The organism is Paenibacillus beijingensis (genome assembly GCF_000961095.1).
Taxonomy (GTDB): Bacteria; Bacillota; Bacilli; order Paenibacillales; family Paenibacillaceae; genus Paenibacillus_O; species Paenibacillus_O beijingensis.
In genome coordinates, this window is sequence record NZ_CP011058.1 from 5,140,519 (window position 1) to 5,167,300 (window position 26,782).

At 49.2% G+C, this 26,782-nt stretch carries 22 protein-coding genes and 1 pseudogene; 4 read left to right on the forward strand and 19 right to left on the reverse strand.

From position 1 onward, the window contains the following. Positions 1–121 precede the first annotated feature (121 nt). The 4 genes from VN24_RS23210 to VN24_RS27170 form a co-directional block, all read right to left on the reverse strand. Positions 122–1,597 (reverse strand): multicopper oxidase family protein, encoded by a 1,476-nt coding sequence (locus tag VN24_RS23210; RefSeq protein ID WP_045672362.1) that lies wholly within the window; start codon positions 1,595–1,597, stop codon positions 122–124. Positions 1,598–1,757: 160 nt separating this feature from the next. Then, positions 1,758–3,086, reverse strand: a complete 1,329-nt coding sequence (locus VN24_RS23215) for an MFS transporter (protein WP_202967402.1) — start codon at positions 3,084–3,086, stop codon at positions 1,758–1,760. Positions 3,087–3,244: 158 nt separating this feature from the next. Continuing rightward, positions 3,245–4,228 carry an NAD-dependent epimerase/dehydratase family protein gene (locus tag VN24_RS23220; RefSeq protein WP_193790083.1) on the reverse strand — a complete coding sequence of 328 codons (984 nt, stop codon included), beginning with the start codon at positions 4,226–4,228 and terminating at the stop codon, positions 3,245–3,247. A gap of 333 nt (positions 4,229–4,561) precedes the next feature. Further along, on the reverse strand, positions 4,562–4,723 hold the full coding sequence (locus VN24_RS27170) for a Dabb family protein (protein WP_082084085.1): 162 nt from the start codon (positions 4,721–4,723) through the stop codon (positions 4,562–4,564). Here VN24_RS27170 and VN24_RS28305 point away from each other — a divergent pair. Beyond that, positions 4,711–4,827: pseudogene (locus tag VN24_RS28305) on the forward strand (DMT family transporter); the annotation flags it as partial. The gene VN24_RS27170 and the pseudogene VN24_RS28305 overlap by 13 nt on opposite strands. Before the next feature lie 10 nt (positions 4,828–4,837). Here the strand turns inward: VN24_RS28305 and VN24_RS23230 are convergent. Next, entirely contained in the window at positions 4,838–6,850 is a 2,013-nt protein-coding gene (locus VN24_RS23230) for a peptidoglycan D,D-transpeptidase FtsI family protein (RefSeq protein ID WP_338012196.1), read from the reverse strand. Positions 6,851–7,255: 405 nt separating this feature from the next. Here VN24_RS23230 and VN24_RS23235 point away from each other — a divergent pair, with 405 nt between their 5' ends. Next, positions 7,256–8,467 (forward strand): MFS transporter, encoded by a 1,212-nt coding sequence (locus tag VN24_RS23235; RefSeq protein ID WP_169751051.1) that lies wholly within the window; start codon positions 7,256–7,258, stop codon positions 8,465–8,467. 62 nt (positions 8,468–8,529) lie between these two features. Here the strand turns inward: VN24_RS23235 and VN24_RS23240 are convergent, their stop codons facing one another. From VN24_RS23240 to VN24_RS23285, 10 genes are all read right to left on the reverse strand, one after another. Further along, positions 8,530–9,402 (reverse strand): LysR family transcriptional regulator, encoded by an 873-nt coding sequence (locus tag VN24_RS23240; protein ID WP_045672364.1) that lies wholly within the window; start codon positions 9,400–9,402, stop codon positions 8,530–8,532. Positions 9,403–9,425: 23 nt separating this feature from the next. Continuing rightward, positions 9,426–9,728 (reverse strand): putative quinol monooxygenase, encoded by a 303-nt coding sequence (locus VN24_RS23245; protein WP_338012197.1) that lies wholly within the window; start codon positions 9,726–9,728, stop codon positions 9,426–9,428. 62 nt (positions 9,729–9,790) lie between these two features. Next, positions 9,791–10,573: an SDR family oxidoreductase gene (locus tag VN24_RS23250; protein ID WP_045672365.1), complete on the reverse strand. Its 783-nt coding sequence runs from the start codon at positions 10,571–10,573 to the stop codon at positions 9,791–9,793. Between the two features lie 32 nt (positions 10,574–10,605). Next, positions 10,606–12,588 carry an oxidoreductase gene (locus VN24_RS23255; protein ID WP_045672366.1) on the reverse strand — a complete coding sequence of 661 codons (1,983 nt, stop codon included), beginning with the start codon at positions 12,586–12,588 and terminating at the stop codon, positions 10,606–10,608. Between the two features lie 8 nt (positions 12,589–12,596). Then, the gene (locus VN24_RS23260; RefSeq protein ID WP_045672367.1) at positions 12,597–13,730 is read right to left on the reverse strand and encodes an acyl-CoA dehydrogenase family protein; all 1,134 of its coding nucleotides are present in this window, start codon (positions 13,728–13,730) and stop codon (positions 12,597–12,599) included. A 94-nt stretch (positions 13,731–13,824) separates the two neighbouring features. After that, on the reverse strand, positions 13,825–15,411 hold the full coding sequence (locus tag VN24_RS23265; RefSeq protein ID WP_045672368.1) for an AMP-binding protein: 1,587 nt from the start codon (positions 15,409–15,411) through the stop codon (positions 13,825–13,827). Then, positions 15,408–16,748, reverse strand: coding sequence for a 3-phosphoshikimate 1-carboxyvinyltransferase (aroA, locus tag VN24_RS23270; RefSeq protein ID WP_052703110.1), 1,341 nt, complete (start codon positions 16,746–16,748; stop codon positions 15,408–15,410). Before aroA ends, VN24_RS23265 begins: the two co-directional genes overlap by 4 nt. 486 nt (positions 16,749–17,234) lie before the next feature. Beyond that, positions 17,235–17,897, reverse strand: a complete 663-nt coding sequence (locus tag VN24_RS23275) for a type 1 glutamine amidotransferase domain-containing protein (protein WP_045672369.1) — start codon at positions 17,895–17,897, stop codon at positions 17,235–17,237. A 116-nt stretch (positions 17,898–18,013) separates the two neighbouring features. Further along, positions 18,014–18,967 carry an NADP-dependent oxidoreductase gene (locus tag VN24_RS23280; protein ID WP_045672370.1) on the reverse strand — a complete coding sequence of 318 codons (954 nt, stop codon included), beginning with the start codon at positions 18,965–18,967 and terminating at the stop codon, positions 18,014–18,016. 233 nt (positions 18,968–19,200) lie between these two features. Then, on the reverse strand, positions 19,201–19,710 hold the full coding sequence (locus tag VN24_RS23285) for a GNAT family N-acetyltransferase (protein ID WP_045672371.1): 510 nt from the start codon (positions 19,708–19,710) through the stop codon (positions 19,201–19,203). Between the two features lie 145 nt (positions 19,711–19,855). On the opposite strand from VN24_RS23285, the gene VN24_RS23290 reads away from it, so the two are divergent. Together VN24_RS23290 and VN24_RS27510 are read left to right on the forward strand one after the other, a co-directional pair. Beyond that, on the forward strand, positions 19,856–20,710 hold the full coding sequence (locus tag VN24_RS23290; protein ID WP_045672372.1) for a LysR family transcriptional regulator: 855 nt from the start codon (positions 19,856–19,858) through the stop codon (positions 20,708–20,710). A 473-nt stretch (positions 20,711–21,183) separates the two neighbouring features. Beyond that, positions 21,184–21,354 carry a hypothetical protein gene (locus VN24_RS27510; RefSeq protein ID WP_193790084.1) on the forward strand — a complete coding sequence of 57 codons (171 nt, stop codon included), beginning with the start codon at positions 21,184–21,186 and terminating at the stop codon, positions 21,352–21,354. Between the two features lie 251 nt (positions 21,355–21,605). On the opposite strand, the gene VN24_RS23305 is transcribed toward VN24_RS27510, so the two are convergent. The 4 genes from VN24_RS23305 to VN24_RS23320 form a co-directional block, all read right to left on the reverse strand. After that, positions 21,606–22,439: a sugar ABC transporter permease gene (locus VN24_RS23305; protein WP_045672374.1), complete on the reverse strand. Its 834-nt coding sequence runs from the start codon at positions 22,437–22,439 to the stop codon at positions 21,606–21,608. Between the two features lie 2 nt (positions 22,440–22,441). Further along, positions 22,442–23,785: a carbohydrate ABC transporter permease gene (locus VN24_RS23310; protein WP_082084090.1), complete on the reverse strand. Its 1,344-nt coding sequence runs from the start codon at positions 23,783–23,785 to the stop codon at positions 22,442–22,444. Between the two features lie 76 nt (positions 23,786–23,861). Next, on the reverse strand, positions 23,862–25,157 hold the full coding sequence (locus tag VN24_RS23315) for a sugar ABC transporter substrate-binding protein (protein ID WP_045672375.1): 1,296 nt from the start codon (positions 25,155–25,157) through the stop codon (positions 23,862–23,864). A 79-nt stretch (positions 25,158–25,236) separates the two neighbouring features. After that, positions 25,237–26,247 carry a LacI family DNA-binding transcriptional regulator gene (locus tag VN24_RS23320; protein ID WP_045672376.1) on the reverse strand — a complete coding sequence of 337 codons (1,011 nt, stop codon included), beginning with the start codon at positions 26,245–26,247 and terminating at the stop codon, positions 25,237–25,239. Positions 26,248–26,782: the final 535 nt, after the last annotated feature.

Genomic DNA, 26,782 nt, shown 5'->3' on the forward strand with positions numbered 1-26,782 from the left:
CGAAAGCATCGAACGCTTGTGGAGATCATGTAAGACCTTTCCCCATGGAAAGGCAGCGATCGTAGAAGCAAGAAGCCCCCGCCTCTCTGGTTTAGGTGGAGGGAGCATTCACTGATCGATTTCATAGATCGGGAAGGTTGCCCGATTTGGTTCCCACCCGGAACGGTGTCGTAATTCCCTCATAGTTCAACATCATGCTCATCCCCATCGAGGCGTGTCCGAGATTATGGCAGTGCGCCATCCATAAGCCGGGATTATTAGCCTCCAGGTACACCTCGTAGATTTCGTCTTTCTTCGTCAGAAGAGTATCCAGATAGACGGGGCTGCCCTTTAACGGAATACCGTTTTTGCTGAGCACGCGAAAGGTGTGGCCATGAAAGTGGAACGGATGATCGCCTCCTCCTTCATTGACGAGAGTAATGAGTACACTCTCACCCTCCTTCACGGTCATCGAAGGTATTTCGTGGAAAGAACGGCCGTTAATCGTATTGACGAAGAGAGATTGGCCGAGTTTTAGCTCGAAGCTTCTGTCAGGCTTGAGCTTTCGTAGCGGGTCGTCTTGCATCGGGGTGCCATAATCGACGAACGAGAACATCTCTCCGCCATTCGATGGTTCCGGATCGCTGCCGCTTCCGAGTGTAATCGGCAAGCTCTTGGCCGATTGGTTTCTTACGACCACTTTGCCCGATTCGGGGAGCCGGATGAGCAGATCGTAGCGTTGGCCGGCTCCAATCGGAATGAGAACGCCGTCCAAGAGGCCGGGTTCATGCACATCATGACCGTCCATCGCAAAAACTTGGAACGGAGCCCCGTCGACCGAGAAATTAATCGTTTCGTTGCCTCCATTTGTCAGCCTAAGTCTGACTTGATCACCAGCGTCACCCTGCACATTCAGTCCCTTGGTGCTGCCATTCAACAGAAAGGTTGAACCCAACTGCTGATAGAGGGCGGATACGTCTTTAACTGAAGAGAGCTGAGCGGACGGTTCCTTGGGTTCGACGATAATCGTTCCGAGAAGCCCTTTTTTCGCCTGAATCGAACTCATCTGATGAGAATGGTACCAATAAGTACCTGGAGCTGACGCGACAAAAGTATACGTAAACTGTTCCCCGGGCTGTACGGCGTTCTGCGTCACCCCCGCAATGCCATCCTGCGAACAAGGTACATTGATCCCGTGCCAATGAATCGTAACGCCGTCCTCGATGTCCTTGTTGCGAAGCATCACGACGACTCGATCGCCTTCCTTGACGCGAAGCTCCGGACCCGGTGAAGAGCCGTTGAAAGTCCACGCATCGGCCGTCTTGCCGTTGTCCAGCTGCAGAACGGTGCGTGCGGCCGTCAGATCGAACTGGCGGACCGGCCCCGAAGTCTCCCCGGCTACGATCGCCTCGCAGGGAACAGCTGTCGCGGAGTGATCATGCATTCCCGTTGCTGAGACAGCGCCTGAGCTATGCAGATGGTCGGCCATATTGATCTCTTGCGGTTTCTGAAGCCGTATTTGCCAGAAATAAACGCTAATCGTGATGCCGATCAGAAGTAAGAACAGCAATGGAACGCCGAATTTGAACAGACGTTTAGAACTTTTCTTCTTGGTCATGAGCGATTACCTCTTTTCCGCTTGATTATTGATCAATCGATAACTCGCCTTGATAAGGAAGGCCGAACAACCGTGAGGACAATAATCGCCCCTATCAAGGCGAAGGCGGCCGCCCCAAGGAATACCCACGCGAAGCCTCCGGTCAGCGCTTGCGGCTCGGTCATTCCTTCACCCAATAAATTTTTTGTTCGGGTTGATGATAAGGTGGATAATACGGCAAGCCCGATTGCTCCTCCGATTTGCTGGCTCGTATTGACAAGGCCGCTGCCATCCCCGCTTCGCTGTCAGCCACTCCATGGACCGCCAATTCCGTCCCGGCGACGAAAGCCCCTCCCAATCCGATTCCAATTGCGACACTGGGTCCAAGCAGATGTAAGGCAAAAGATGCATCGCTCGGAGCAAAAGACAGCCAGATCAACCCTGCGGCTAACAAGAATAACGAAGCGGCAACTGTCCGCCCTGTTCCGAGTTTCTTGATTACCGCCGGCGCCGCTCCCGCTATCGCGACAAGCGCTCCAGCCAATGGAAGCTGGGTAAGCCCCGCCTTCATGGCGTCATAGTGAAGCACCTGCTGCATATAGACCGAAAGCGCGAAGAACAGACCTGTGGTCGCTCCCCCGATGAGAAACATCGCCAGATTGCCTCCTAAGATCGACTTGTTGCGAAATACGCCCAGCGGCATAAGAGGATTTGTGACGCGTCGTTCGATGGAGACGAACGCGGCGATCAGTATGGTGGAGACGCCGACAAGCGTCAACGTCAGCGGAGATGTCCATCCGACTCGTTCGATTTCGGAGAGCGCGGCCACTAGCGTCGCAATGCCGGCCGTAACTGCGGCTGCTCCAGGCATATCCAGACTTGTTCGTTCGCCCGGCTTATCTTTGGCGATAAGAAACGGAGTCACCGTAATAACCAATAAGCCTATGGGAACATTCACATAGAACACCGACGGCCATCCGAAGGAAGAAGTTAACACTCCTCCGAGCAGAACGCCCGCGACGCTCCCTACGCCGGCGACCGCACCCCAGATGCCAAGCGCCTTTGCCCGGTCGCGCGGATCCGAGAACAGCCTTGTGACCAGAGCAAGAGCCGCCGGAGCGAGTAGCGCGGCCGCGGCGCCTTGTACCGCTCTAGCCGTCAATAGCCACGTTCCCGTACTCGCGAATCCTGCTGCCGCCGAAGCGACAGCGAATCCGGCGACCCCGGCAATGAACAACCGTCGATGTCCGTACCGGTCGGACAGTCTCCCGCCGAGGAGCAGCAGCCCTCCGAAAGGAAGCACGTAAGCCGTTATCACCCAACTGAGCGTATTCGTATCCAGATGAAGTTCCGCTCCCAGGGATGGAAGCGCGATGTTGACGATGGAGGCATCCAGAACGACGAGGAATTGGGCCAGCGCAAGTGCGATGAGCGCCCACCAGCGATATGGATTAACGCGCAATGACGTCGATATCTGACCCGTCGGTATCTGATGTGCGATGGAATTCATGATTCATTTCTCCTTTTTTAAGTTTAGTGATTGATGAATTAATTACTGGTGTTCCGCCGCTCCGTCCAGAATCGCGCGACTAAAACTTCTTTTTCTTGAATGTGTGTAGATAATCAGATGCTTCATTTCCTGTCCTCATCAATTTAGGGATTGATTGATCAATTACTATTAACCACTAAAAGAGAGTCCTTTTTTCTTTGCAGCGCGCGAACCGTAACGGTTAATCCTTCTTCAAATGCCGTCGCCCGTACCGGTCCGATCAAGCGCTCGTATTTGTCCCCGCTCAATACAAGCGGCTCTTCGGTTAAATAGAGCATCTCTACGACCTCCTTCATGACCGGCACGGCCATGCCGAGCAAAGATAACCCGCCTCTTCCGAGCGGAATGACCGGTTTGGTGCTTCCGCTTGCTTGCCGGGCTATTCGTACGATCTCCTTGCCCGAGATTAAGCCTGCGCCCGGAATATGCCAGTTCTCTCCATATGCCTCGTCCCGGCCAGCGAGCTCCGCAATCATGAACGCCGCATCCGGCAAGTAGACGAATTCCCGGGGGACTCGCATATTGCCAATGAAAAAAGCCATTTTCCCGGCCGCAATCGCTTCAAGCGTAGAGCCCAGATAAGAAGCTTCATTCGCCGTTGGGCCGAAATAATCCGGCAAGCGGACGATCATAACCTTGGCCCGGTTCCACCGGTTGTCGAACAGCATTTTCTCGTAAGCGAGCCTCGTCTTGCCCTTCCGTGTATGCGGCTCCTTCGGATGGTCTTCGGTTACCCGCTCCATCTGTCTTCTTCCATAGGGATAGATGCCGTCGATCACAACCACCTTCAAGCTCAGACGCTGGGCGGCTTCCATCACCGATTCGCCCAAAGGAATTAGCTTATTCACCATTTCGTGATACGGCACGTTCGCGCAGTGGAACAAGACGTCAGCGCCTACCGAAGCCAAGACGATGTCATCCGGACGAAAAGCGTCACCTACTGCAATCGATAAATGCTCCGGATTATCCAGACTAGCTCTAAGCTTCTCCAGCTTCTCGCGCGATCGCCCGAAAGCCACCGTTTGAATCCCCCGCTTGACTAGCTCCTCCGTAACCGAAGCGCCGGTGCCGCCAGTTGCTCCTACCACAATCGCTTTTTTCAATGGGATCACCTCATATAAAATTTGTAATTGGTCAATCACTAACTTGATTACAATGTACCATGTTGTGATTGATTAGTCAATCACAATTTTTAAAAAGTTTATCCTCCGCCTCCTACTTCAGACTAATCGGGCATCGTCAGCGCTGCCGAAATGTTGTATAGCGAAAGATATATCGGAACATGCTCTTATCTCATGCCAATGATCGAGATGTTCCGATCTATCGATAGCGCTGTTTTTTTCTTCTATCTCCTCTTTCCCATCATGCTTCTTCCTGCTTTTCCAAAGTGAGTCTTGTAAATAAGCTCTCAGGAACACGATTATTAAGTCATTAAGTTAAAGCTTTGGATAATCGACAACGACGACATTGTCCAATATCCCATTTAACGATTGAACGAACTGCTGGTGCACCGGGTGTGTAGCGTATTCGCGGAGCGATTGCTGATTCTCGAACGTAATGCGCAGCCCAAATGTATAATTATCTCCAGCAAATCGCACAAAAGTATACGACTCCTACCCGAACAGGATTGATTTTTGCTCTCGAACCGCTGTTTGCCGCATTGTTCGCATACTGGTTTGCGCATGAAATTTTGCCGCTTAGGTTTGCAAACTTTATCCACGATTTGGTTTGCCGGTCAGCCCGATTTCATCATCGTATGCGTCGAATATTTTGCGGGCGATCGGCGCCGCTCCCCAACCGCCGAAGCCGCCTTCCGGAACGACCACCGCTACGGCAAGTACCGGATTTTCCGCCGGTGCTGCCGCGATAAAGACGGCATTGTTTACTTTTTTTCCCGCGACACTTTGCTCGGAAGTGCCGGTTTTGCGCAAAAAGCGGTATGGAAATCCGTCAAATCCCTGTACGCCAACCTGCTGCATCCCCGTTTCAATTTCCTGCCAATAGCTTTGGGGAAAATCGACCGTATTAAGGATTTCCGGTTTGTAACTTTGGATCAGATCCCCGTTTGAATGACGGATTTCATTTACGAATTGCGGCTTCATCCGTTTTCCCCGGCTTGCGAGCGTCGCCGCATATTGAGCCAGCTGGAGTGTCGTATAGCGTCCCATCTGGCCAAACGAGGCGCGAACCAAGGCGGATTGGGCACTTGCATCTTCGGCTTCGTGGAAGTAGTCGACAACTCCGGCCGATTCACCGATTAATCCGCTTCCTGTCAAGACGCCCAGACCAAATTGATTCATATATCGATCCCAGACGTTGACGCCTTCGTCCCCTCTATACTTCATATACAATTTATTCCCAACCATAGCCGACATAAAAGGATTGGAAGACCGTGCAATTGCTTTTGCCGGATCCAATAATCCGTACGCATGTCCCCCCGCATTGCCAATACGAACACGACTTGTCCCCTCCCGGCCAAAATAGAACGCTCCGGTATCGTTGTATGTCGATGTTGTCGAAAATAATTTCTCGTTTAAGCCTACCAAAATGGAAAGCGGCTTTTGCGTCGATCCCAAGTAGACTAAAGAGGACGGATGTTTTCTTCTTTCACGGTCTTCTTTGTATGGCGGTTGAACGCCATTGATCGCCCCGTTTGGAATAAAATAAAAATTTTCAGCCCATTCCTGAGGTGAAATACTGCCTCCCGACCAGACATTCGGATCGTAATCCGGCATACTGGCCATCGCAATCACTTTGCCGGTCTTAACTTCCATAGCTACGGCATAGCCCGTACTGGCATTCCTTCCGTCTTTTTCCGCCGGATTGCCGGAAGAACGCAGATGGCGTATTTGATCCATGATCGCTTGCTCGGTCTTCAGCTGGACATTTTCGTTAATGGTCAAATACAAATCGCTTCCCTGCTCCGGTTTCGTAATTTGAGCGGGGCCGACAACCCGCCCGGATGCGTTAATCGGGTACGTCTTCAAGCCGTTCTTGCCGCGAAGGATGTCTTGATACATATATTCCAAGCCGTCGAACCCTACTTCTTCATCGTCCAAATATTGCAGCTTTAGATCGTCCTCTTCTGCTTTTTTCTTATAATAATCCAGGTCTTGCGCACCTTTATATTTCTTCAAGTATCCGATCAGCTGCGCGGCGACAGAACTAGTATCATATTGGCGGATGCTCTCCTCGACAATGTCGATTCCCTGGAACAAGTCACGGTTTTCGGAAAAATAGGCGATTTCCTTATTCGTCAACCCGGACTTGATCCGCCGCGGAACGGAGATGGTGTTTTGCCTGAACTCCAAATCCATATTGTCGATTATTTCATCAATGGTTAGCGCCTCTTTCGGATTGCCGTACTTAATGAAGACATCCTTTAACCGCTCTGCAAGCGCCTGTGCCTCCGAATTGTTAAACCCGGGTTCAATCGTAAAATAAAGCGACTGCGTCGAAGTCGAGTACGCGATCGGTTTACCCGTGGAATCATAAATATTGCCCCGGATCGGCGGTGTCTTCACGTTTCGCGAGCTGATCCTTTCCTGCACGCCGGCTAATGTCGGTCCTTCGACAAACTGCAATACCGCAAGTCGTATGATCAAAACGCTGAACAAGACAAACGTACCCACGAAAAACAAGTTAAGCCGGAACAGAAACTGCCTTCGGTTGATCATTTTCTTTTCTTGCTGATCATCCTGTTCTTTTTTTGGTAGTAGTTGCAAGCATGATAACCTCCTTAAGGTTTTGCCGGAGGCAAAACCACATCGTAAGCATAGGCTTATGGCGCACATCTCTATCCTACTGCCTATATTATACCAATTTTGAGAGAATGAAGGGGTTGTGAAGCTAAAATATGACTCCGGCGGTATGAACTATTCTATGAATTATTTCCGTGGGATACGCCTTAAAGAAAGTTGGCAGATAGGATGGCTTGAATCGGATGAAATCGCGGAGCGGCACTGATGCGGCTTTAATATAGGTACTTTTTGGTGCCTATATACCCAAAAGGTTTCTATGACACTTGAAAGTACGTACTTACCAAGAACGTCTTTATGACTTTATAATAACACTCGTGAACCGAAAGTAAAGTCCGGTGCAAATTCAAATTCAATGTTATCAGGAGGATTATGATGAGCCAATCAATTGGACAATCCGCGTCTCAACATAAAGTGACGCCAAAATCAGGAACCTGGGCACTGCTTGCCCTCGCGATCAGCGCATTCGGTATCGGAACGACGGAGTTTGTTCCAGTAGGTTTGCTGGCAGCCATCGCCGGCGACTTGAAAATCAGCATTACGTTAGCCGGCCTTCTTATTTCAGGTTATGCGATCGGTGTTGCAGTCGGAGCCCCAATCTTAACCGCACTCACTAATCGCATGAGCCGCAAATCATTGCTTATGTCGCTGATGATTGTATTTATCATCGGCAACGTTGTCGCCGCACTTTCCCCTTCATTTGAACTGTTGCTTATCGCACGATTCATTACCGCATTTTCACACGGCGTCTTTTTCTCCATTGGGGCAACCATCGCGGTTCAGCTAGTATCTCCGGAAAAAAAGGCCAGCGCCATCGCGCTCATGTTCACCGGACTTACGATTGCAATTGTGACAGGCGTTCCTTTAGGCACATTCATCGGGCAAGCATTCGGCTGGAGAGCGACTTTTTGGGGTGTTGCCCTGCTGGGTATCATTGCGATCATTTCCAGCGCCGCACTCATTCCGAATTATTTGAAGCAATCACCTCCGGCTAAATTTGCGGATATGTTCCGCCTGCTTACAAACAGCCGGCTGCTTCTTGGATTTCTTATCACTGCGCTCGGTTACGGCGGAACATTTGTAGCCTTCACTTTTTTGACCCCGCTCCTGCACGATGTTACCGGATTCAGTGAAGGCGCGGTTAACATTATCTTGATCGTCTATGGCATTGCTGTAGCATTCGGTAACTCTTTCGGAGGAAAATGGGCCAACAAAAATCCGATACGCGCACTGCTGATGATGTTTATTTTACAAGCCGCTGTTCTCATTCTTTTATCGTTCCTCATTCCATTTAAAGTGGCTGGACTGATTGGTGTAATATTAATGGGACTGTTCGCATTCATGAATGTACCGGGTCTCCAATTGTATGTCGTCCAGCTGGCTGAAAAATACGTTCCAACAGCAGTAGACGTTGCTTCGGCACTCAATATTGCAGCGTTCAACATCGGGATCGCAGTCGGCGCATTTATCGGCGGGGTTGTTGTCGATTCGATGGGACTCGTGCATACGGCTTGGGTCGGATCGATCATGGTTATCGTTGCGATCATTCTAACCGGCATTTCGGCCAAACTTGAACGGAATTAACCGTGATAAGAAAAAGAACCTTCATCCACTACTGTGGTTTTGAAGGTTCTTTTGCGATGAAGTTAAATGATTTTTTTTAAAGCTTCAATCATCATTTTTACATTTGGCAAGTTTCGATTCTTTGTTTTAACCGCGATATATAAATCATTCGTTACGATATAAGGCTCACATATTATTTTTACTTTATTGGTTTGCAAGGCGTTAGCCAACATGTAAGTAGGCAATAAACTTATACCGGCGCCATGCTCGATCGCAGACAAAATAATATGCAGATCTGGCAATACGTGCTGAGGTTTCATTTGAGGACGTTTTTGAAAGTTCTTCCTCCAAAACCTGCGAATAATAGGCAATTCAAGACCGTAACTAAGCCAAGCTTGTGAACATAGCCACGCTTCAAGTTGTTTCGGGTTATCGAAGTCAGGAATATCAAAGTCGTAAGGTGCCACGATTACAAACTCTTCTTCTACATAATGAACATATTCGATACCGGGCGCTGAATATTTTTGTGAGGTTACGATAATGTCGACCTTTTCTTCCGTTAATAATTCTAAAATATACGATGCAAAGCCGTAATAAGCGTTCACACGCATATTAAAGTCTCCGAGAGACGGAGCAATTTTTTCTCTGAAAAACTCATATGCTGAGCCGATTTTTATAATCGGAAGCGTGGGAGATGAGACCGCTTTTAAATTTAGCGTTGTCTCCTCCAATGACTCAATGAGAGGTACCAATTGCGAATACAGCTCTTTCCCCCTTTCGGTCGGAACCATCTTCCTTGATGTTCTTGTAAACAACGGTTCGCCAACCTCCGCTTCTAATGAAGCCAAATGCTGACTCATCGCCGGTTGCGTCATGATCCGTGTTTTGGCAGCTTCCGATACGGAACTATGTTTATAAATACTGATAAAGCTTCGGTACCATTCAAAATTGGCCATGAACAAATTCCTCTCGTACAAACCTAATGAACGACTTCTTGTAATCGATAGACCTGCCTTGTCTCAATAAGGGCTTCCGTATGATGGCGGTATTGCTTGTAATGGTCTGTTTCAATATGGAGATTTATTGATTCCTCATCTTTCCACGTTTCATAAAATACAAAAATTGCTTCATTTTCGACAGATTGATGAAGGATGTAGTTCAAGCAACCCTTTTCCGCTCTGGAGGGGGTCACTACTTTCAACAGCTCTTGCCGCAGAAGCTGCTCTTTGCCTGGTTTAGCTTGAAGAATTGCAGTTATCGAAATCGCGCCCATTTTCATCATTCCTTATTCTCTTTTATTTATTATATCTCCTAAATTTACTTAACCCAATCAGAGTCGCAATGTCATTTGCCGTCGGGTCCATAAGCGATCAGCGTCAAGCCTCCATCGACTCCGATTACCTGGCCGGTAATAAAGCTCGCTGCGTCGCTTGCCAAAAACAAAGCAAGCCCCGCCACATCTTCCGGCTGAGTAAGCCGCTGGAGCGGAGTGCGGCTGATGACGTTTGTTTTGAACGTCTCGAATGCATCCTTGGCATAGAATCGAACCGAGTCGGTTTCCACGACTCCAGGGGAAATCGTGTTGCTTGTAATGCCTTTGGGCCCGAGCTCGGTTGCCAAATAACGCGTCAGCGATTCTAAAGCCGCCTTGGCGGATCCGATATTCGAATAGAAGGGAAGCGTGAACTGGCTCCCCAAGCTGGATATCGTTATGATGCGCCCGTTTCTTCCTTCCATTAGCGGTACGGCGCGCTGAACGGCATGCAGAACGCTTTTGATGACGACCTGGTACGTTCTGTCAATATGATAATCTTTCGTCTCCATAGCCGGTTTAAATGCAGTAGCCGCAGCGTTGGCCATAAAGACGTCGAGCGCTCCCCATTCCGTTGTGATCGTATCGAACATCTCGTCGATCTCAGCTGGAGATTCCAGCTCGGCTTTGCAAATTAAAGCCTGTACGCCAAACTTGCGCACTTCTTCGGCCGCTGCGATTGCGGCCTCCTCATCTCTGCGGTAGTGAATCACTACATCCGCGCCCTCTTTTGCGAAAGCCAATGCAGTGGCACGTCCGATTCCGCGCGAGCTGCCGGTAATAAGCACTTTTTTTCCTTTTAACGATTGAGACAACGATATCGCATCCTTTCACAAAGAAGATAAGATTAGACGCCGGCAGCAAGTTCGTAAGCCTGGCGGATGGCCCGCGCGGCGTTCAGCTCCGAAGCATCGCTGGCCCCGCCTATTAAATCGGCATGAAGCTGTTCTTTCATGAATTCCGCCATTTCCGTCCGCGATCGCTGGCCCGTGCAAAGCACAACCTGATCAGCTTTCAAAAACCGTTTTTCCGAATCGTTCTCTACCCAGACGCCCTCCGAAGTTATAGCAGTGCAGCGGTAGCCTTTCACGATTTGAACCCCGCTTCGCTTCAGCTCTGCAAGGAGCACCCATCTGGAAGTTGGACCGACGCCCTTGGCTACTTTCTCCGAACGAGAAACGAGCGTAATAGTTACCGTCTCATGATGTTCAGATCCATAACCCCGTTCCGCAAAAAAAGTCTGCACATGTGGCTGAAGCTTCATTTTTTCGACAATGTAGTGGGCTACATCGCTGCCGATTCCCCCTCCGCCTACGATGACGATTTGCCGCCCCAAAGGCCTCGTTCCTGACAAAATATCGGCATACGTGCATACATGCGGTAAATCGACGCCTTCGAGTGTTTCAGGGATGTACGGCTGAACGCCGGTCGCCATAATGACGCGATCGAACGGGTTCAACTCTTGCATGGAAGGGGACGTGTTCAGCCGAATGGTTACACCCAGCCGTTCCAATGAAACCCGGAAATACCGGATCGTTTCACGAAAAATATCTTTGCCGGGAATATGCGAAGCGAGTCTGAATTGCCCGCCAAGCCGATTGTCAGCTTCGAATAACGTCACATGATGACCGCGTTCCGCAGCCGTCTTAGCCGCTTGCAGCCCGGCAACGCCCCCGCCAACGACGGCGATGGCAAGCGGCTTGTCCGCCGGCGGGATGGTTACGGCCTCTTTGCCCGCACGCGGATTTACCAAACAGCTGACCGGCTTCGGCGGATGTCCCAATGTATGGTCCAAGCATGCCTGGTTGCAAGATAAGCACAGATTTAAGCCGTCGCGGTCCGATTCGATGATTTTTTGCGCAAATGCAGGATCGGCCAGCCACGGACGTGCAGGGGCGACAAAATCAATGTCTCCCCGGGCGAGCAATTGCTCGGCCGTTTCGGGTGTATGGATGCGATTCGCCCCGATAACCGGAATCGAGACTGCTGCCCGGATGGAAGCGGCAATATGGGCGAACGCACCCGGCGGCACGATCGCTCCTACCGTCGGCAAGGACGATTCGTGCCAGCCGATCCCGACATTAAGCGCATCGACACCGCTCTGCTCCAATCGGCGGGCGAATTCCAGCGTTTCTTCCCGGGTCGTGCTTCCTTCCATAAAGTCGTCACCCGAGATGCGGTAAATGATAGGAGGATCGTTTCCGGCTTGCTTGCGGATTTCCTCCACGATCTCCAGGCATAATCTCATCCGCCCGTCCAAACTTTGACCGTATCCGTCGGTGCGTTTGTTCGTCAGCGGAGACACGAATTGGTTCAGCAAATATCCTTCGGAACCCATAATTTCGATGGCGTCAAAACCGGCGGAAGCGGCAAACGTTGCGCCTGCGGCGAACGCTTTCTTCAATTTTGCGATATCTGCGAGCGTCATTTCGGCCGGCGTTTCCTTCGTTAGCCGCGAAGCGATCGGGCTCGGAGCCCAAGGAGTACGCCCTGTCTCCGAACTTTTCGCATACCGCCCCCAGTGGGTGAGCTGCAGTGCCATTTTTCCCCCGGCGTTGTGAACGGCTTTGATCAATTCCGTCAGCTGGGCGAGATGATCCGCTTCGGTCAGGCAAAACATGCCGTGGCCCCCTCCCTCAGGGAGAACGGCGACATTGCCAGAAATGATCATCGCCGCTCCGCCTCGTACCCGTTCTTCATAGAACGCTTTGAGCTGGGGGAGCGAATCGCGCTGTCCCTCGATCCCAAGGTGCATGGCCCCCATCAAGATGCGGTGATTAAGATCTAGCGATCCGATGCGGCCCGGTCTGAACAATAAACTTTCTCCCATCGTCTGCTTCACTCTCCCGCCAACACATGCTTGGCGATAACTGCTTTTTGAATCTCGGCCGTTCCTTCTTCGAATTTTTGCGCCCGCGCATCGCGGTAAATCCGTTCGATTTCGTATCCCTTGAAGTAACCGATGCCGCCCCAGATTTGCTGCGATTTGTCTGTAACGCGCTGCAGCATCTCGAGCGCATACAGCTTCGCCATCGAAGCCGGCGGCGGCGTCAAAGCGCCTTCGTCCTTCAACCTTCCCGCATACATCACGAGCTGCCGGGCAGCTTCAATGTCGGTTGCCATTTCCGCGATCCAAGATTGCACCACTTGACGCTGGCTGAGCGATTTGCCGAACGTCACGCGTTCGCGGCTCCGCTGAACAGCCAAATCGAAAGCGCGTTGAGCCAAGCCGACGCAGGTCATGCCGACGCAAATCCGGCTCGGATCCAGAAAGCCGTTTAATGCACCGGCAAGGCCTTGTCCTACTTCGCCCAGCAAATTGCCCGCCGGAACCCGCGCGTCTTTAAGAACGATGTGAGCATGGCCGGTTCCCGTAAGACCAAGGGTTGGAGGCATCACATTGATCTCGACGCCGTCCGCCGTTCTGGGAACGAGCAGTGCGATAGTGCCTTCGTAGCCCCGGGTACCTTCCATACGCGCGTACAGCAGCAGATAATCGACCGTATCACCGAAAGTGATGAGCCATTTTACCCCGTTCAATATGTACTCATCGCCTTGTTTGCGCGCCGATGTCTGGATATCGGCTCCTGAACCCGCATTCGGTTCGGTCAGGGCAAAGGCCGCGGTGATCTCGCCGCGCACCAGCGGCTTCACGAACCGTTCCCGCTGCTCCTCGCTTGCCAAAAAGTCGATCGGGCGCCAAATGCCATTGATAACGTGCACGACCATGCGGATGGAGCCGTGCGACTGGGAAAACAGTTCGAGAATTTGCAGATATTGAGAAAAGCTGAGACCATATCCGCCGTATTCCGTCGGAGCAGCCAAGCGCAGGTAACCATGCTCCCTCAGCTCCTGCCAAATGTCCGATCCGCACTGTCCGGTTTCTTCGATCCGCTCGGAAAGCTCCCGCAGCCGGCCGTTTACATACGTTTTCACTTCATCTTTCAATTTCAGAAAGTCAGCTTCGTTCATCCCTGGATCTCCTCGCTCAATTAGTAGGATTAGTCTCGTTATGATCATCGATTATAGCAGCCGGGCATAAACGACTCCGACTCGTCATGATAACTTAATTGGAGCCCAGCTTATTCGCAATCATTTCTCTCAGAACATATTTCTGAATTTTCCCCGTTGTCGTACGGGGCATCTCCTCAATGCTTTCAAGCCGTTCTGGCCAATAAATTTTGGTGACGCCTTTTGCATGCAAATAAGAGGTCACATCGCTCAAAGTGATTGTATCTTGCGGATTTTTTAACGATACATAGGCACAAATACGCTCGTTCAACCGCGGATCGGGCATGCCGACTACCGCGACGTCCCGCAGCGCCTCAAATTGGTAAAGCAGATTTTCAATCTCGGAAACCGGAATCTTTACTCCGCCGCGGTTGATGATGTCTTTTATCCGGCCCGTCAATCGCACATTGCCCTGCTCGTCGATGACCGCCATATCCCCCGTATTGAAAAAGCCGACGGCATCGACAGCCGCTTCGTACCATTCCGGATGATCCAAGTATGCGGTAAACATCGCCGGAGTTTTAACTTTGAACAAGCCTTCCTGTCCAGGGGGAAGCGTGCGGCCGTCTTCACCCGTAACTTTCATTTCCCGGCCCGCAATAACCTGACCATCCGTATTCCAGGATGATTCCATATAACACGTTACGGATCCGACGCTGATCATGCAGGTTTCGGTCGAGCCCCAGCCACCCGCGACTTTGCATTTCAACCGGTCGCTTGCTTCCTGCGCCAGCTTGCGCGGTACCGGAGCGCCGGTGGCAATAAATATCCGAAGCCCTTTCGGCGGATGTTCTTCACGGGTTAAATCCGCAAGAAAAGGCATTGCCGCCTGAACAAACGAAACGCCGTGCTCTTCAATGGCGGTTCGAGCCGTTTCAACGCTCCATACCGCTTGGCCCACATGTTTGGCTCCAAGATAAAACGCCATTGACATGCCGTAGAGGAAACCCGTTTGGTGCGCCATAGGGGACGGAACCCAAATCGTATCCTCTGCAGTCAGTCCGAGCGTCTGCACATGAGCGGAAACGCCATGGCCAAGCGAACCGTGAGTATGAATGACTCCTTTCGGTTCGCCTGTTGTACCCGATGTGAACAGCAGCTGCGACGGACAACTGGAATCCGGCCGGCGGCGTCCGATTTCTTCCAGATCCGCTTCCTTAGAGGCCAGTCCGCCAAGTCCATCCTTTAAATCCCCGGGGTCTCTCGACTGGATTGTAATTACAGACCTCAGTTCCGGCAAGTCGGAGCGGATGCTTTCGATCATGGGGCCGTAATGAAAATTGCGGAACTCCGAAGGGATAATTAACAGCTTGCTTTTGGATCTGCTCATTATAAACAGAATTTCTCTCTCCCTTAAAGCCGGGAGCATAGGACAGGCAACCGCGCCGGCTTTCCAGATGGCAAGAGTCAGCACTGCAAATTCCCAGTAGTTAGGAAGCAAGTAAGCGACATTTTCACCTTTTTCCACCCCTAACTCGATAAGCCCTTGCGCGGCGCGATTCGCAAGTGCATTCAGTTCGCCGTAGCTTAAGGTGATTGGAGTCGGTCCGCTCAAGTCAACGATCGCATCTTTGTTGGGGTCGGCATGATCTATTTTGTTCAGAATCAACAATTCACTTTCTATGCGATTAGTCGTAATCATACACGCATAATCTCCTCTGCCAACGAGTTTCTCTTCAGCTGGGCTGTTTCCAGCCCGGAATTCCTGAGCACGTCCAGATGATCGAAAAATTCCGGATAAGAGATACGATAAGCGTTCGGAAAGGTCAATTGGCTGGCCTTATCTGCCGCCCTCATTGCGGCGATTGTGAACGCCATTTGGACGCGGTGGTCATTGTATGTTGAAATCGAGGCACCCGTCAGTCGTTCAACCCCTTTGATAATCAAGTCGTCGCCGATCTCCTGAATTTTGGCTCCCATTTTGTTTAACTGAAGCATGGCTTTGACCCGGTTGGACTCTTTCATGCGGCCCGGACCGATGTTTTTGAGAACCGTCGTCCCTTGAGATAGTGCAGCCAGTACGGACAACGCCGGGATCAAGTCCGGGATATGGCGCATGTCGATCTCGCGACCGCCGACCGGACGGAAGAATGGGTGGCTGATTCGAGCCCCGTTGATTTGTTTGTCGTACTTCAGCGAAACGCCAAACTCTTCTATTATATCCAGTATTTTGTTTTCCGGATGTGTTCCAACTCCCTCTAGACCCTGCAGTACGATATCCGAAGGATATAACGCGCTAAGAACCAGCAGGAACGCAGCGGAAGATAAATCCGGCTCGATATGTATTTCTGTCGGTTGATACTTCTGGCCGGCTGGTACTCTCCACTTTGTTCCGGATGGATCCTCTTCAATGTGGATGCCGAATTTCCTTTGCATCTCAATCGTCAATTGGACATATGTGAACTCGTTATGAGGGGGAAGGGCTTCAATAATCGTATCTTTCTCAGCAAATGGCGCGAGAATAAGCAGTCCCGATATCCATTGGCTTAGCGTTCCGGGGATTTGAATATGACCGCCTTTAGGTCTGCCGGGTTGAATTGTAACCGGCATTTTGTAGTTGTTTGCCTGCCACTCAACGCCCATGGCACCCAACGCTTCGAGCAGCGGGCCGATGGGTCTTTCCCTCAGCGCCTTGTGCCCATTGTATGTCGGCGCCACCCCTTCGGAGAGACTGCCCAAGCCGAGCATAAACTGCAGCGTCGAACCGGAGCTTCCGACTCGAATTTTACCGTTCGACGGATTGTACGTTCCTCCGCGGACTGCATAACCGTTATGCAAATGTTGCACATCAACACCGAAGTCACTGAGGGAATTCAGCGTATCACGGATATGAAGAGCGCCTGATTTTCCGTGGATGGTCGTTTCACCGTCGGCTAGCGATCCAAAAATTAAAGCACGATGCAAATGATACTTGGATGGCGGTACCTGAACCACCCCGTTGATCGAGCCGTAATGAGGATAAACTGTTATCTTGGACATCTACCCCACTCCACTTCTATAAATATTTTTATATCCAAACCTTCTTGCCGGCTTGCCATCACAGCCGGTTCGAATGGTTATGGGTGCTATTATAGATCTGCCTAATATTAATGATAAGTACGCACTTTCTTGTGATATAGTAACTTTTTCGTAATATAGGCACATAAATGTAACTATTTTTTGACAATGTTTGGGTTGTTATTAGGCTAATAAATGGAGTGTCGAAAGCAAATGGCTGTTTTGTTAAGGCTCTATCTCAACTTCACAACGTTAACAATGGTAAATCGTGGAGGTTAGTCTAGAATATGCGGGTAGCTGCAGAAAATTTCTTAGATTGTACTAAAAAAACATTCTTCCTTTCTTCCTCAAATCCTTCTTTTGAGAACGATAACATACCCCGATCCGTCCCGCCATTTGAAAAAAAAGAAATTGGCAACCTTGGCCCGTAACAAACGCGGGCGATGGTTGCCAATAAAAAAAAGATTATCAAGCTTGCAGCTTGGCAATGATTTCTTTTGCCACGCTAAGTGTCGATTGAGGGTTTTGACCCGTTATTAAATTTCCGTCAACTTCATAATGGTCCGACCAATCAGCCGCCGTAACGAAGATCGGGCCGGCTTCACGAAGCTTGGACTCCAAAAGAAACGGCATGTATTGATCCAAACCGGCCGCTTTTTCTTCCGAATCCGTAAAGGCTGTAATCCGTTTGCCTTCCACGAGATATTTGCCGTTCGATAATTTTGCATTTACTAAACCGGCAGGTCCATGGCATACCGCGGCTACGATTTTGTCGTTTTCATAGAATTGGCTCAGCAAGGATTGAAGCTTCTCGTTGTCCGGCAAATCAAACATCGTTCCGTGGCCGCCCGGCAAGAAAATAACATCGTAATCCGAAGCGATAATTTCATCCAGTTTAATCGTATTCGCAAGGTACTTCTGAGCGTCTACGATTTCTTGAGGCAAATCGGCGCTCAAGCTGTTTTGATCAACAGGAGTTTTTCCGCCCAAAGGACTTGCTACCGTAATATTATATCCTTCTTTGGTAAACTCAATATACGGCTCAGCAAACTCCGACAGCCAAAGTCCTGTAGACTTTTCACTGTTTATTTGATTGGCGGATGTTACGACCATTAAGATTTTTTTTGACATTTTTGATTCCTCTCCTCTGTTTGTTATTTGTTGTTGCAGTCCTATTGTATATTCACTTTTGCTATAAAACAAATTAGATTATTATCGGTTATATATAAATATATTTATATCAAATCTTATTCTCTGCTCAGAACGATTTTGCCTCTTGATCTCCCTGTTTGATTGGAAAGGTGCGCCTTTGCTACGCCATCAACCGTAAGCGGATAAACTTCGGTTACAATCGGCCTCACTTTCTGAGATTCCACCAGCTCCCGAATATGGTTCATATTTCTTCCGTCCGGACGGGTAAAAACAAACTTTATGGTCAACTGAAGCTCATCTTCCATGGCATCGACATAATCGGGACGTACGGCATCCCGCGCGCTAATGATTGTCGCCACGGTTGCATTCGGCTTCATCAATTTCAATGCATCGCCGTATGCCGCACCTCCAAGCGTATCCAGCATAAAGTCAAATTTCGTCGTTGTCTCGATGCGGCCCAAATCATAAACAAGAACTTCATCCGCACCCAAATCACGTACAAAATCTTGATTTTTCAAGCTTGTTGTCGCCGCCACATAGGCACCTCTTGCTTTCGCCAATTGAACGGCAAAAGAGCCGATTCCGCCGCTTCCCGCTAAAATGAGAACGTTATCCCCAGGCTGAATATTTCCTGCTTCTACAAGCGCCTGCCAAACCGTTAACCCCACCAATGGAAGCGAAGCAGCTTCAACGTAGGTCAAACCGCGAGGCATCGGGGCGACAAGATGTGCCGGAACGACGATTTCATCAGCGTACGTACCGTGTTTTTCCATTTCCGGTCTGAAAAAGACATCGTCGCCGACTTGAAATTGCTTTACGTCCGATCCGACAGCAGCCACTTTCCCTGCTCCATCCCAGCCTAAAATTAGAGGAAGCTGATATGGGAAATCTTGTTTTAAAAGTCCATCCCTTACTTTCCAGTCGACGGGGTTTACCCCGCTAGCTTTTATCGAGATCAATAGATCGTTCAGACCCACTTGTTCGGTTGGAACGCTGATCGTCTTTATTTGATGTTCATCTCCGTATTGTTCAATGCCAATTCCGATCAATTGTATACACCCTCCTAATTGAATCATTTGTATGAAGCCGAACTTCCGTATTCCAGTCCCGGCTGTATTTGCTGCTTGGGGAAATTATATATTTATACGATCGAAATAGTAAGTACGTACTTATAAGTGTCATAGGCACAAAAAAGTAATGGCTGCCGATCGTTCCTTTGGCAGCCTGATAAAAGTTATTATTTACCCGCAAAATTCAACATATTATAGCTTTTCAGTTACATTTAACCAAATAATTTATAATAGTAAACCGTCGAATGCAGCTCTCCGTTTGCAGATTTCGCATAATTGGGAATTCGTCCGGCCTCCTGATAACCGATCGAAAGATAGAGGTCATTCGAAGGATCTCCTTCGCGGGTGTCGAGAACGACCAGAGATCTCCCCTCCTGCTTCGCTCTTTCTTCAGCCTTGTGCATAAGGGAACGACCGATACCATTGCGCCGATAATGAGGATGGGTTATCAACTTAGCGATTTCTGCTCTATGGCCGCCGTTCTGCTTCGTACACAAATGCAGTTGAACCGTTCCGACGATCTGATCATTGATTAAAGCGACGAATAAAATCACTTCAGGGGATAACACATGTTCCCAATATTTTGCCGCCTCCAAAGGGCTTAATGGCGGTAAAAAACCAATCGACGCTCCATCTCCAACGACCTCAATCATAAGTTCCGAAAGATCATCAACATGCTCTGCAATGGATATTGATTGTTCGATTTTCACAACATCAACCATAAAATTCCCTCCAATATCGTAGTTGCCTTTAATGATCAACGGCTACCCATTCGGTATAGTGAAATATTAACTGAGCGTGTATAATTTGTATAACGAATTTTATGTATTACAATAATCAATTTTTCAAATCGTTGAGGTGTATGTTATGGACTTATCTCAATTAGAAGCTTTTTTAACCGTATGCAGAATTCGAAATTTTACAAAAGCCGCCGAGCACCTGCATATTTCACAGTCTGCAGTTACAGCTCGAATAAAAGCTTTGGAAAGCTCTATTGGCAAGGTGCTGTTTCTTCGTGATAACCGCAATGTAAACTTAACCCCGTCAGGTATCGCTTTTCTTCCTTATGCCGAGAGGATGCTGCGTTTGTTTGAAGAGAGCAAGGTTACCTTATCGGAGGATTTGGAGAATTATATTATACTTAGCGGGCCGGGATCCGTCTGGCATTATTATTACTTGCAGCACATCCTTTCGTTTAGGCGGAACCACCCGAAGGTTGCGATTAAATTCCTAAGCTATGTCGATCCCAGCTATATGGTACGCGATCTCTTGCTTGATGGAATTGTGCAAGTCGCGATTCGATACGACCCGCCGGATCATCCCAAAGTTACAAAAGAATTTCTATTTGAGGACGAAATAATACTTGTATCCGCTAAAAAAAGGGAATCCATCATAAGCAGGGCAGATTTCTTTTCCCAGGAGTATTGTCATATTGAGTGGGGTCCCCCGTTCCCAGACTGGTTCTCCAGTATTGTCGGTGCAGGATATGTCCCAACGCTTCAAACCGATCACTCCACCATCATGCTCACGATGCTTTTGCAAGGGGCCGGTTTTGGATTTTTACCCCGATCCATTGCACAGCCTTTTCTCGATTCCAAGAAGCTGTTTGAGCTTCGATCTGAGATGAATACGCCGATTACAAGAGCTTTTGCCCTTTACTTGACGGAGAATCGCGAACACATCAGTGTAAAACTAGGTTTAAAACTGCTTGGCATCCATTAATTGGATACTGCGTTTTAATAACAAAGATATAGCCCTCCATGAAGGAGGGCAATAATTACATTTAATGAAATTTTCTTTTGATATCCATTAGATACTTTAGAACAACTGCGACACCGCCAACGAAATAAAAAATGACAAGAATCCACCGAGTAGGGTCAATTGGACTCATGGATATAATAACGTTCAATGGCAGGACATAGTACAGGACATCCTTCAAATAACCTAATACAAATGTTGGATTGAAAGAGCCTTCCCAAAATAACCGGAAAAAGGCAATTAAGAAATCAATTATCATCAGCCCAAAAATGGCCCACATTGTGTAGATCATACAGTCTGCAAGAGATAAATGCATTTATCATCACCACCCTGCTACATACTATGCCAGGAATGCTGACAGGTGCGGATGTAGTTCAATTCAAGCCTAATATTGAGGCCGAATCAATCCTTACTGGTCTGAAGAGGAATGGAAAAAAATGCTTCATGAGCATCTGAAGCTTCTCAGCAGCGAAGTAGCCTCCCGTCTGGCCGGGAATTATGCGGAGAACGTCGCTATAAGCGACCGTATCGAAGAACAGGCGCTTGGAATGGCCGATGTGATGACGTCCGGCATCGTCCAGCAGTTCCCGAGAGCTTTTGCCAATTAGTTGAAAGTGATATGTAAGTTGCGAAGCAAAATGGAGTAATGTTCAATATACGAAAGCAGTTCGAGACTACATTCAATCCTCGACTGCTCTTACGGCAAAATGGACAAGCACCTGTTTCTGATTAAAATGTCCTAAATTCAGCTGCTCCATACCATCTTGCCTATCCCCCATCCATATCTGTACAACAAAAAACCGCGCTTTGCGCGGCTCAAGATAAAAATAAATATATTCCGTTACCAGAAACACGAATCTTATCCCTTTTCGGCCCCGGCCGTCAATCCGTCCACGAGGAAACGCTGCATCAGGATGAACAAAACGGTGATCGGAACCGCGACGAGCACGCAGCCGGCGGCAAAGGTGGTGAACTCGGTCGAGAACGGGTCGGTGATCATATCGAACAGTCCGACGGCGAGCGTCTTTTTCTCCGGCGTGCGCAGCACCAGCTTGGCGAAAATAAAGTCGGTGAACGCGCCGGTAAACGTCATGAGCGACGTGAACACGATCAGCGGCGTCGACAGCGGCATAATGATCCGGAAGAAAATGGTCAGATGCCCCGCTCCGTCAATGCGCGCCGCCTCGACCAGGCTTTTCGGAATCGTGTCGAAGTAGCTCTTCGAGAACAGGAAAAACAGCGGCGCCCCGGCGGCATAGACGATAATGATCGCCAAATGCGTATTGAGCAGGTTCATTTGGTTGAGCAAAATATAGATGGCGATCATGCTCATAAAGCCGGGAAAGAGGCCGAGCACGAGCAGCAGGCTCATCAGATTTTTGCGGCCGGCAAAGCGGAACATCGAGAAGGCGTATCCGGTCAGCAGCGTCAGAACCGTCCCGATGATCATGCTGGCGACCGAAATTTTCAGCGTGTTGACGTACCACCCGGCGAACAGATATTTGTCGAACAGGTTCGTGTAGTGCTCCAGCGTCAAGGCGGACGGAATGATCGTATCGCTGTAGAGCGCGTCTCCGACGCGCAGCGACGACATCGTCACCCACAGCGCAGGGTAAACGCAGAAGACTCCGATGATCGCGAGCAGCACGTAACTGAATGATAGCCACAGCGTCGTTTTGGCTTTGCGTGTCATAGTTAAGCATCCTCCTCTTTGAACGCTTTCGTACGGCGCACGTTCCAGATCGCGAAGACGGACAGCACGATAAAGATGAAGATTCCGATCACCGATGCGAAGTTGTACTGCCCCTGCTCCATCGACAGCTTGAACAGCCACGTAATCAGAATGTCCGTATCTCCCGCGAACTGAAAGTCCCCGTTAACCGGTTTGCCGTTGGTCAGCAAGTAAACGATGTTGAAGTTGTTGATGTTGCCGACAAACTGCATAATGACGAGCGGAGCCATCGCATGCATGACCGACGGGAACGTGATCAGGGCAATTTTCTGGAAGGCGCTTGCGCCGTCGATGTCCGCCGCTTCGTACATATCTTTCGGGATCGTCGTCAAGATCCCGATGATCATCAGCATCGAAACCGGGAAGGTTAACCAGAAGTTCGCCAGCACGAGCGTAAATTTCGCCCACATCGGATCGGTCAGCCACGGCATCTTATCGAACCCGAGCAGGCTCAAATATTGGTTGAGCGGCCCGAACTGCCCGTTGAAGATGTTGCGGAGGATGAGCGTCGACACAAACATCGGGATCGCAAACGGCAAAATGAAAAGCGTCCGCCAAAACGATTTGAACCGGATTCCTTTCTGCTGCACGAGCAGCGCGACGGCGAATCCGCCGAAATAACCGGTCAGCGTCGCCAGTACGGCCCAAACGAACGTCCACAAGGTAACGCTGTAGAAGGTGTGGCTCCACGCTTTAATCCGGAAAATATCCCGGAACGTTTCGAAGCCGTGCCAATCGATCAGATGCGCCGGCGGCATGTTCTCCCGGGTGAAGTTCGTAAAGGCAACCAAAATCATAAAGACGATCGGCATAACCGTAAAGAAAAAGACGCCGATCATCGGAATCGTCAGCACGATATGCGGGAAGCGGTAGGAAGCGACATAGCTCATCGTCTGGCGGAACGTATTCGGCTTCCCGCCTTCTTCCCGCAGCTTGCCGGTATGGTAGGCGTCTTTAACGGCGATGACGTACAGCCAGACGAACACGATCATAATAAAGACGGTGATCAGACCTTCGATCAGCAAAAAGATTGAATGGTCGCCCATCACCTGCTTGTACAATTTGCCGACCTTTCTCAGCTTCGTTTCCGTTTCGCCCAGCGTCACGATGCCCCAAAGCGCATGAGGCAGCCGGGTAACGGCCGTATAGATCCCGAAGCCGTAAAAGGCGAGCATCAGTAACCCTTTCATATATTGCCGGTTATAAAGCTGGCCCAGTCCCATCGCAAGCACAGACAGCAGGGCGGCTGTCCGGCTGTAACGTTTTGTATTGGGCGATCCGCTTCTCTCCATGGCGAGCTGCTGCATCACTCTCCACTCCTTTTCAATGAAATGCGATCACCCGCCGGGTGATCGCCTGTTATGCAACGCTGTTGTTTTTGTACTATTTTTGGTTTTCGATGTTCGATTTAATATTTGCGGCCGCTTTGTCCAGCGTTGTCTTGACATCGGCGCCGTTCCAGATCGCATCTACAGCAGGATCCAGGCTTTGCCATACGTATTGGGTTTCAGGCACGTTCGGCACGCGATGGCTGTTTTTGATTTGTTTCAAAAAACCTTGCGTCATTTCATCTTTGCGGATCCCTTCAACCGATTCGACATCTTTGGCTGCCGGGATGGCGCCGGTCAATTCATTAATTTTAACCTGCATTTCTTTTGTCGTGATGAAATGGGCAAGCAGCTTCGCCGCATTCGGATATTTCGAATATGCGCTGACGAAATACGATGTGTGGCCGGCAAGCGGCTTCGCGTTCTCTCCGCCCGGCAATGTCGGCATTGGCAGAACGCCCACTTCAAACGGAAGCTTGCTGTTGGCGCCAATTGCCCAGCTACCATCCAAATTGATCGCCAATTTGCCTTGCTGCCATAGCCCTGATTTAACGTCGCCTGTCATATCCGTCAATTTCATCGGCAAAATTTCCTTAAGCGATTGGAAAAACTGCAATCCTTTTACGGAGCCTTCATTATTCAGGCCGATATCGGTCGTGTCGGTTTCGTTATTGCCAAAGATATAACCGCCATATCCTGTCATAAATGCAAGATCGAAGAATGACTGCCTTCCTTCAAACATAAAGCCGAATTTGTTATTTTTGACGTCATTGAATTTTTTCGAGAACGCGATGATGTCGTCCCAAGTGTCAAACTTGGCGTCTTTCACGAGATCTTTATTGTAGTAAAGCGAAGTTGTATATACGTTCCACGGATACCCGTACAAAATGCCTTCATAAGTAGCTGCGCCGATCGCTTCGTCACGGTTGATCTGTTTCGTATCTTCTTCAAAATAGTCGTTCGGAATGACGAGGCCGCCTTTCACGGCTTGTGAAAGACCTTCGTTCTGAAGCCCGAACACGTCGGCGCCCGTTCCGGCCGGTCCGTCCGTCGACATACGAGCCACACTATCCCAGTAGGCCACATTTTCAACCTTCACTTTGATATTGTATTTCTTCTCAAATTCCTGCACGGCATATTCGTAGTACGGTTTCTGGTCTTCTAACGTCCACCATACCAGTGTAGCGCCTTCTTCCGGCTTCAGTTCCTCGTTCGCCGCTGCTTCGTTTTGCTGATTGGTTCCATTGCTTGCTTCATTGCCCGAATTGGCAGAATCCGTTTTGCCGCCGCATGCGGCGAGGGACATCGTCATAACGCTGGAAAGTGCAAGAAGAGCCAGTTTCTTTTTCATTGATTTTAACCCCCTTTAGTTAAATTTAGTCTTCAATGATGCAGTTGATTGAAACAAGCGAAAAACAGGAAGAAGCGGATTAAAGCGATACTTTTATGCAACTCCCCCTTATAATAATTTCATGCGGCAGAATTTTTGCTTCAGGAGCATAGTCTTCTTTTTGCCGGATTTGCTTGAGCAGCATTTGCGCCGCCTGAACGCCGAGTTCGTAGACCGGCTGGCGTACCGTCGTGAAGCCCGGCAAGTACGATTTGGCTATCGGGATATCGTCAAATCCCATGACCGAAATATCTTCAGGCACCCGCAGCCCGCTGTCATCCGCCGCCCGAATCGCCCCAATGGCCACCATATCGCTGATGCAGAAGACGGCAGTGGGCTTGTCATTCTGTCGGAACAACTTCATCCCGCTTTCATAACCGGATTCGATGGTGTAGTCCAGCGGATAATACAGTTTCTCATCGTACTCAATTCCGTGATCGGTGAGCGCCTGCTTATATCCTTCCAAGCGCCGAATGACCTGAACATACATCCGAGGCCCTCCGAAAAAAGCGATTCGACGATGTCCCAATTGAATCAAATACCGGGTTGCATCGTACGCAGCCTTGTAATCATCGATATTAATACTTGAAAATCGCCTCTGTTTGTCGGTATGGCTTGCAAAAACAACCGGAACGGCGTTGTTCTCAAAAAACTCGATATGTTTCGGTTTGGGAGCTGATGTTAGCAGCACAACTCCATCGACATATTTTTCCCTCAGCAATTTTAAATAATGTAGCTCGATATCCGTGTCACGTTTCGTATTGCATAGCAGCGTCGTATAATTGTGTTTGAAAAATTCCTCTTCAATAGCCTGTACAAAAATCGAAATGTACGTATTTTCAATACCTGGAATCAAAACCCCGATTAATTTGCTTTCCTTCATAATGAGACTGCGCGCAACCGAATTGGGATTAAAGTTGAGCTCGCCCACAACTTTCAGCACTCTTTCCCGCACAGCTTTGCTGACAGGCTTGCTCTGATTAAGTACACGCGAAACAGTAGCAATCGATACATTCGCTTTAAGGGCAACATCTTTTATCGTGATATCCATTCTCGTAAATCCTTTCCCAACATTAGGAAAACCTTTTCCTATACCATGAAAGTTAAGCTGATTTCTGTCTCCTAATAATAGGAAAACCTTTTCCGGACCAGAAAAAATAAAGTCAGGAGGTGCTTTTCAAAGAGAATGAACAAATGAAGACCCTATTATAACCGATATTCTGACAATGTGCACGATGAATCCTCGCTCATTGCAATTCAACATGCTTCGTTATAGCGAATGCCGATCTCTTGAATCCACTATATATTCCATCACACAATACGGTCAATAAAGTTAACGTCTAATTGTTAAACTCCATAAAATTAAACGTTGTTTCTATGCATCATGCACTGATTGTTCAGCATAAGTTGGTTATCATCTCGATTTCCGATGAATAATGTGTCACATTAATGTTATGTTTGGTCCCCCATCCCCCGTCACTTTAAGCCGGGCATGCCGCAAAGACTGCTCAATGGACTATGATATTTGCTAATTATTACCGGTTATCAAGCCTGCGGAAGATTTACCATGAAGAGTCATGACCCCT

What these genes read in the sequence shown, in the direction of transcription:
- VN24_RS23215 (WP_202967402.1), bottom strand. Translation starts at nt 3,086, where the DNA reads ATGAATTCCATCGCACATCAGATACCGACGGGTCAGATATCGACGTCA.
- VN24_RS23305 (WP_045672374.1), bottom strand. Translation starts at nt 22,439, where the DNA reads ATGACACGCAAAGCCAAAACGACGCTGTGGCTATCATTCAGTTACGTG.
- VN24_RS23320 (WP_045672376.1), bottom strand. Translation starts at nt 26,247, where the DNA reads ATGGATATCACGATAAAAGATGTTGCCCTTAAAGCGAATGTATCGATT.
- VN24_RS23285 (WP_045672371.1), bottom strand. Translation starts at nt 19,710, where the DNA reads ATGGTTGATGTTGTGAAAATCGAACAATCAATATCCATTGCAGAGCAT.
- VN24_RS23315 (WP_045672375.1), bottom strand. Translation starts at nt 25,157, where the DNA reads ATGAAAAAGAAACTGGCTCTTCTTGCACTTTCCAGCGTTATGACGATG.
- VN24_RS23255 (WP_045672366.1), bottom strand. Translation starts at nt 12,588, where the DNA reads ATGGGAGAAAGTTTATTGTTCAGACCGGGCCGCATCGGATCGCTAGAT.
- VN24_RS23235 (WP_169751051.1), top strand. Translation starts at nt 7,256, where the DNA reads ATGATGAGCCAATCAATTGGACAATCCGCGTCTCAACATAAAGTGACG.
- VN24_RS23240 (WP_045672364.1), bottom strand. Translation starts at nt 9,402, where the DNA reads ATGGCCAATTTTGAATGGTACCGAAGCTTTATCAGTATTTATAAACAT.
- aroA (WP_052703110.1), bottom strand. Translation starts at nt 16,748, where the DNA reads ATGTCCAAGATAACAGTTTATCCTCATTACGGCTCGATCAACGGGGTG.
- VN24_RS23245 (WP_338012197.1), bottom strand. Translation starts at nt 9,728, where the DNA reads ATGATGAAAATGGGCGCGATTTCGATAACTGCAATTCTTCAAGCTAAA.
- VN24_RS23290 (WP_045672372.1), top strand. Translation starts at nt 19,856, where the DNA reads ATGGACTTATCTCAATTAGAAGCTTTTTTAACCGTATGCAGAATTCGA.
- VN24_RS23275 (WP_045672369.1), bottom strand. Translation starts at nt 17,897, where the DNA reads ATGTCAAAAAAAATCTTAATGGTCGTAACATCCGCCAATCAAATAAAC.
- VN24_RS23265 (WP_045672368.1), bottom strand. Translation starts at nt 15,411, where the DNA reads ATGATTACGACTAATCGCATAGAAAGTGAATTGTTGATTCTGAACAAA.
- VN24_RS23310 (WP_082084090.1), bottom strand. Translation starts at nt 23,785, where the DNA reads ATGCAGCAGCTCGCCATGGAGAGAAGCGGATCGCCCAATACAAAACGT.
- VN24_RS23210 (WP_045672362.1), bottom strand. Translation starts at nt 1,597, where the DNA reads ATGACCAAGAAGAAAAGTTCTAAACGTCTGTTCAAATTCGGCGTTCCA.
- VN24_RS27510 (WP_193790084.1), top strand. Translation starts at nt 21,184, where the DNA reads ATGCTTCATGAGCATCTGAAGCTTCTCAGCAGCGAAGTAGCCTCCCGT.
- VN24_RS23260 (WP_045672367.1), bottom strand. Translation starts at nt 13,730, where the DNA reads ATGAACGAAGCTGACTTTCTGAAATTGAAAGATGAAGTGAAAACGTAT.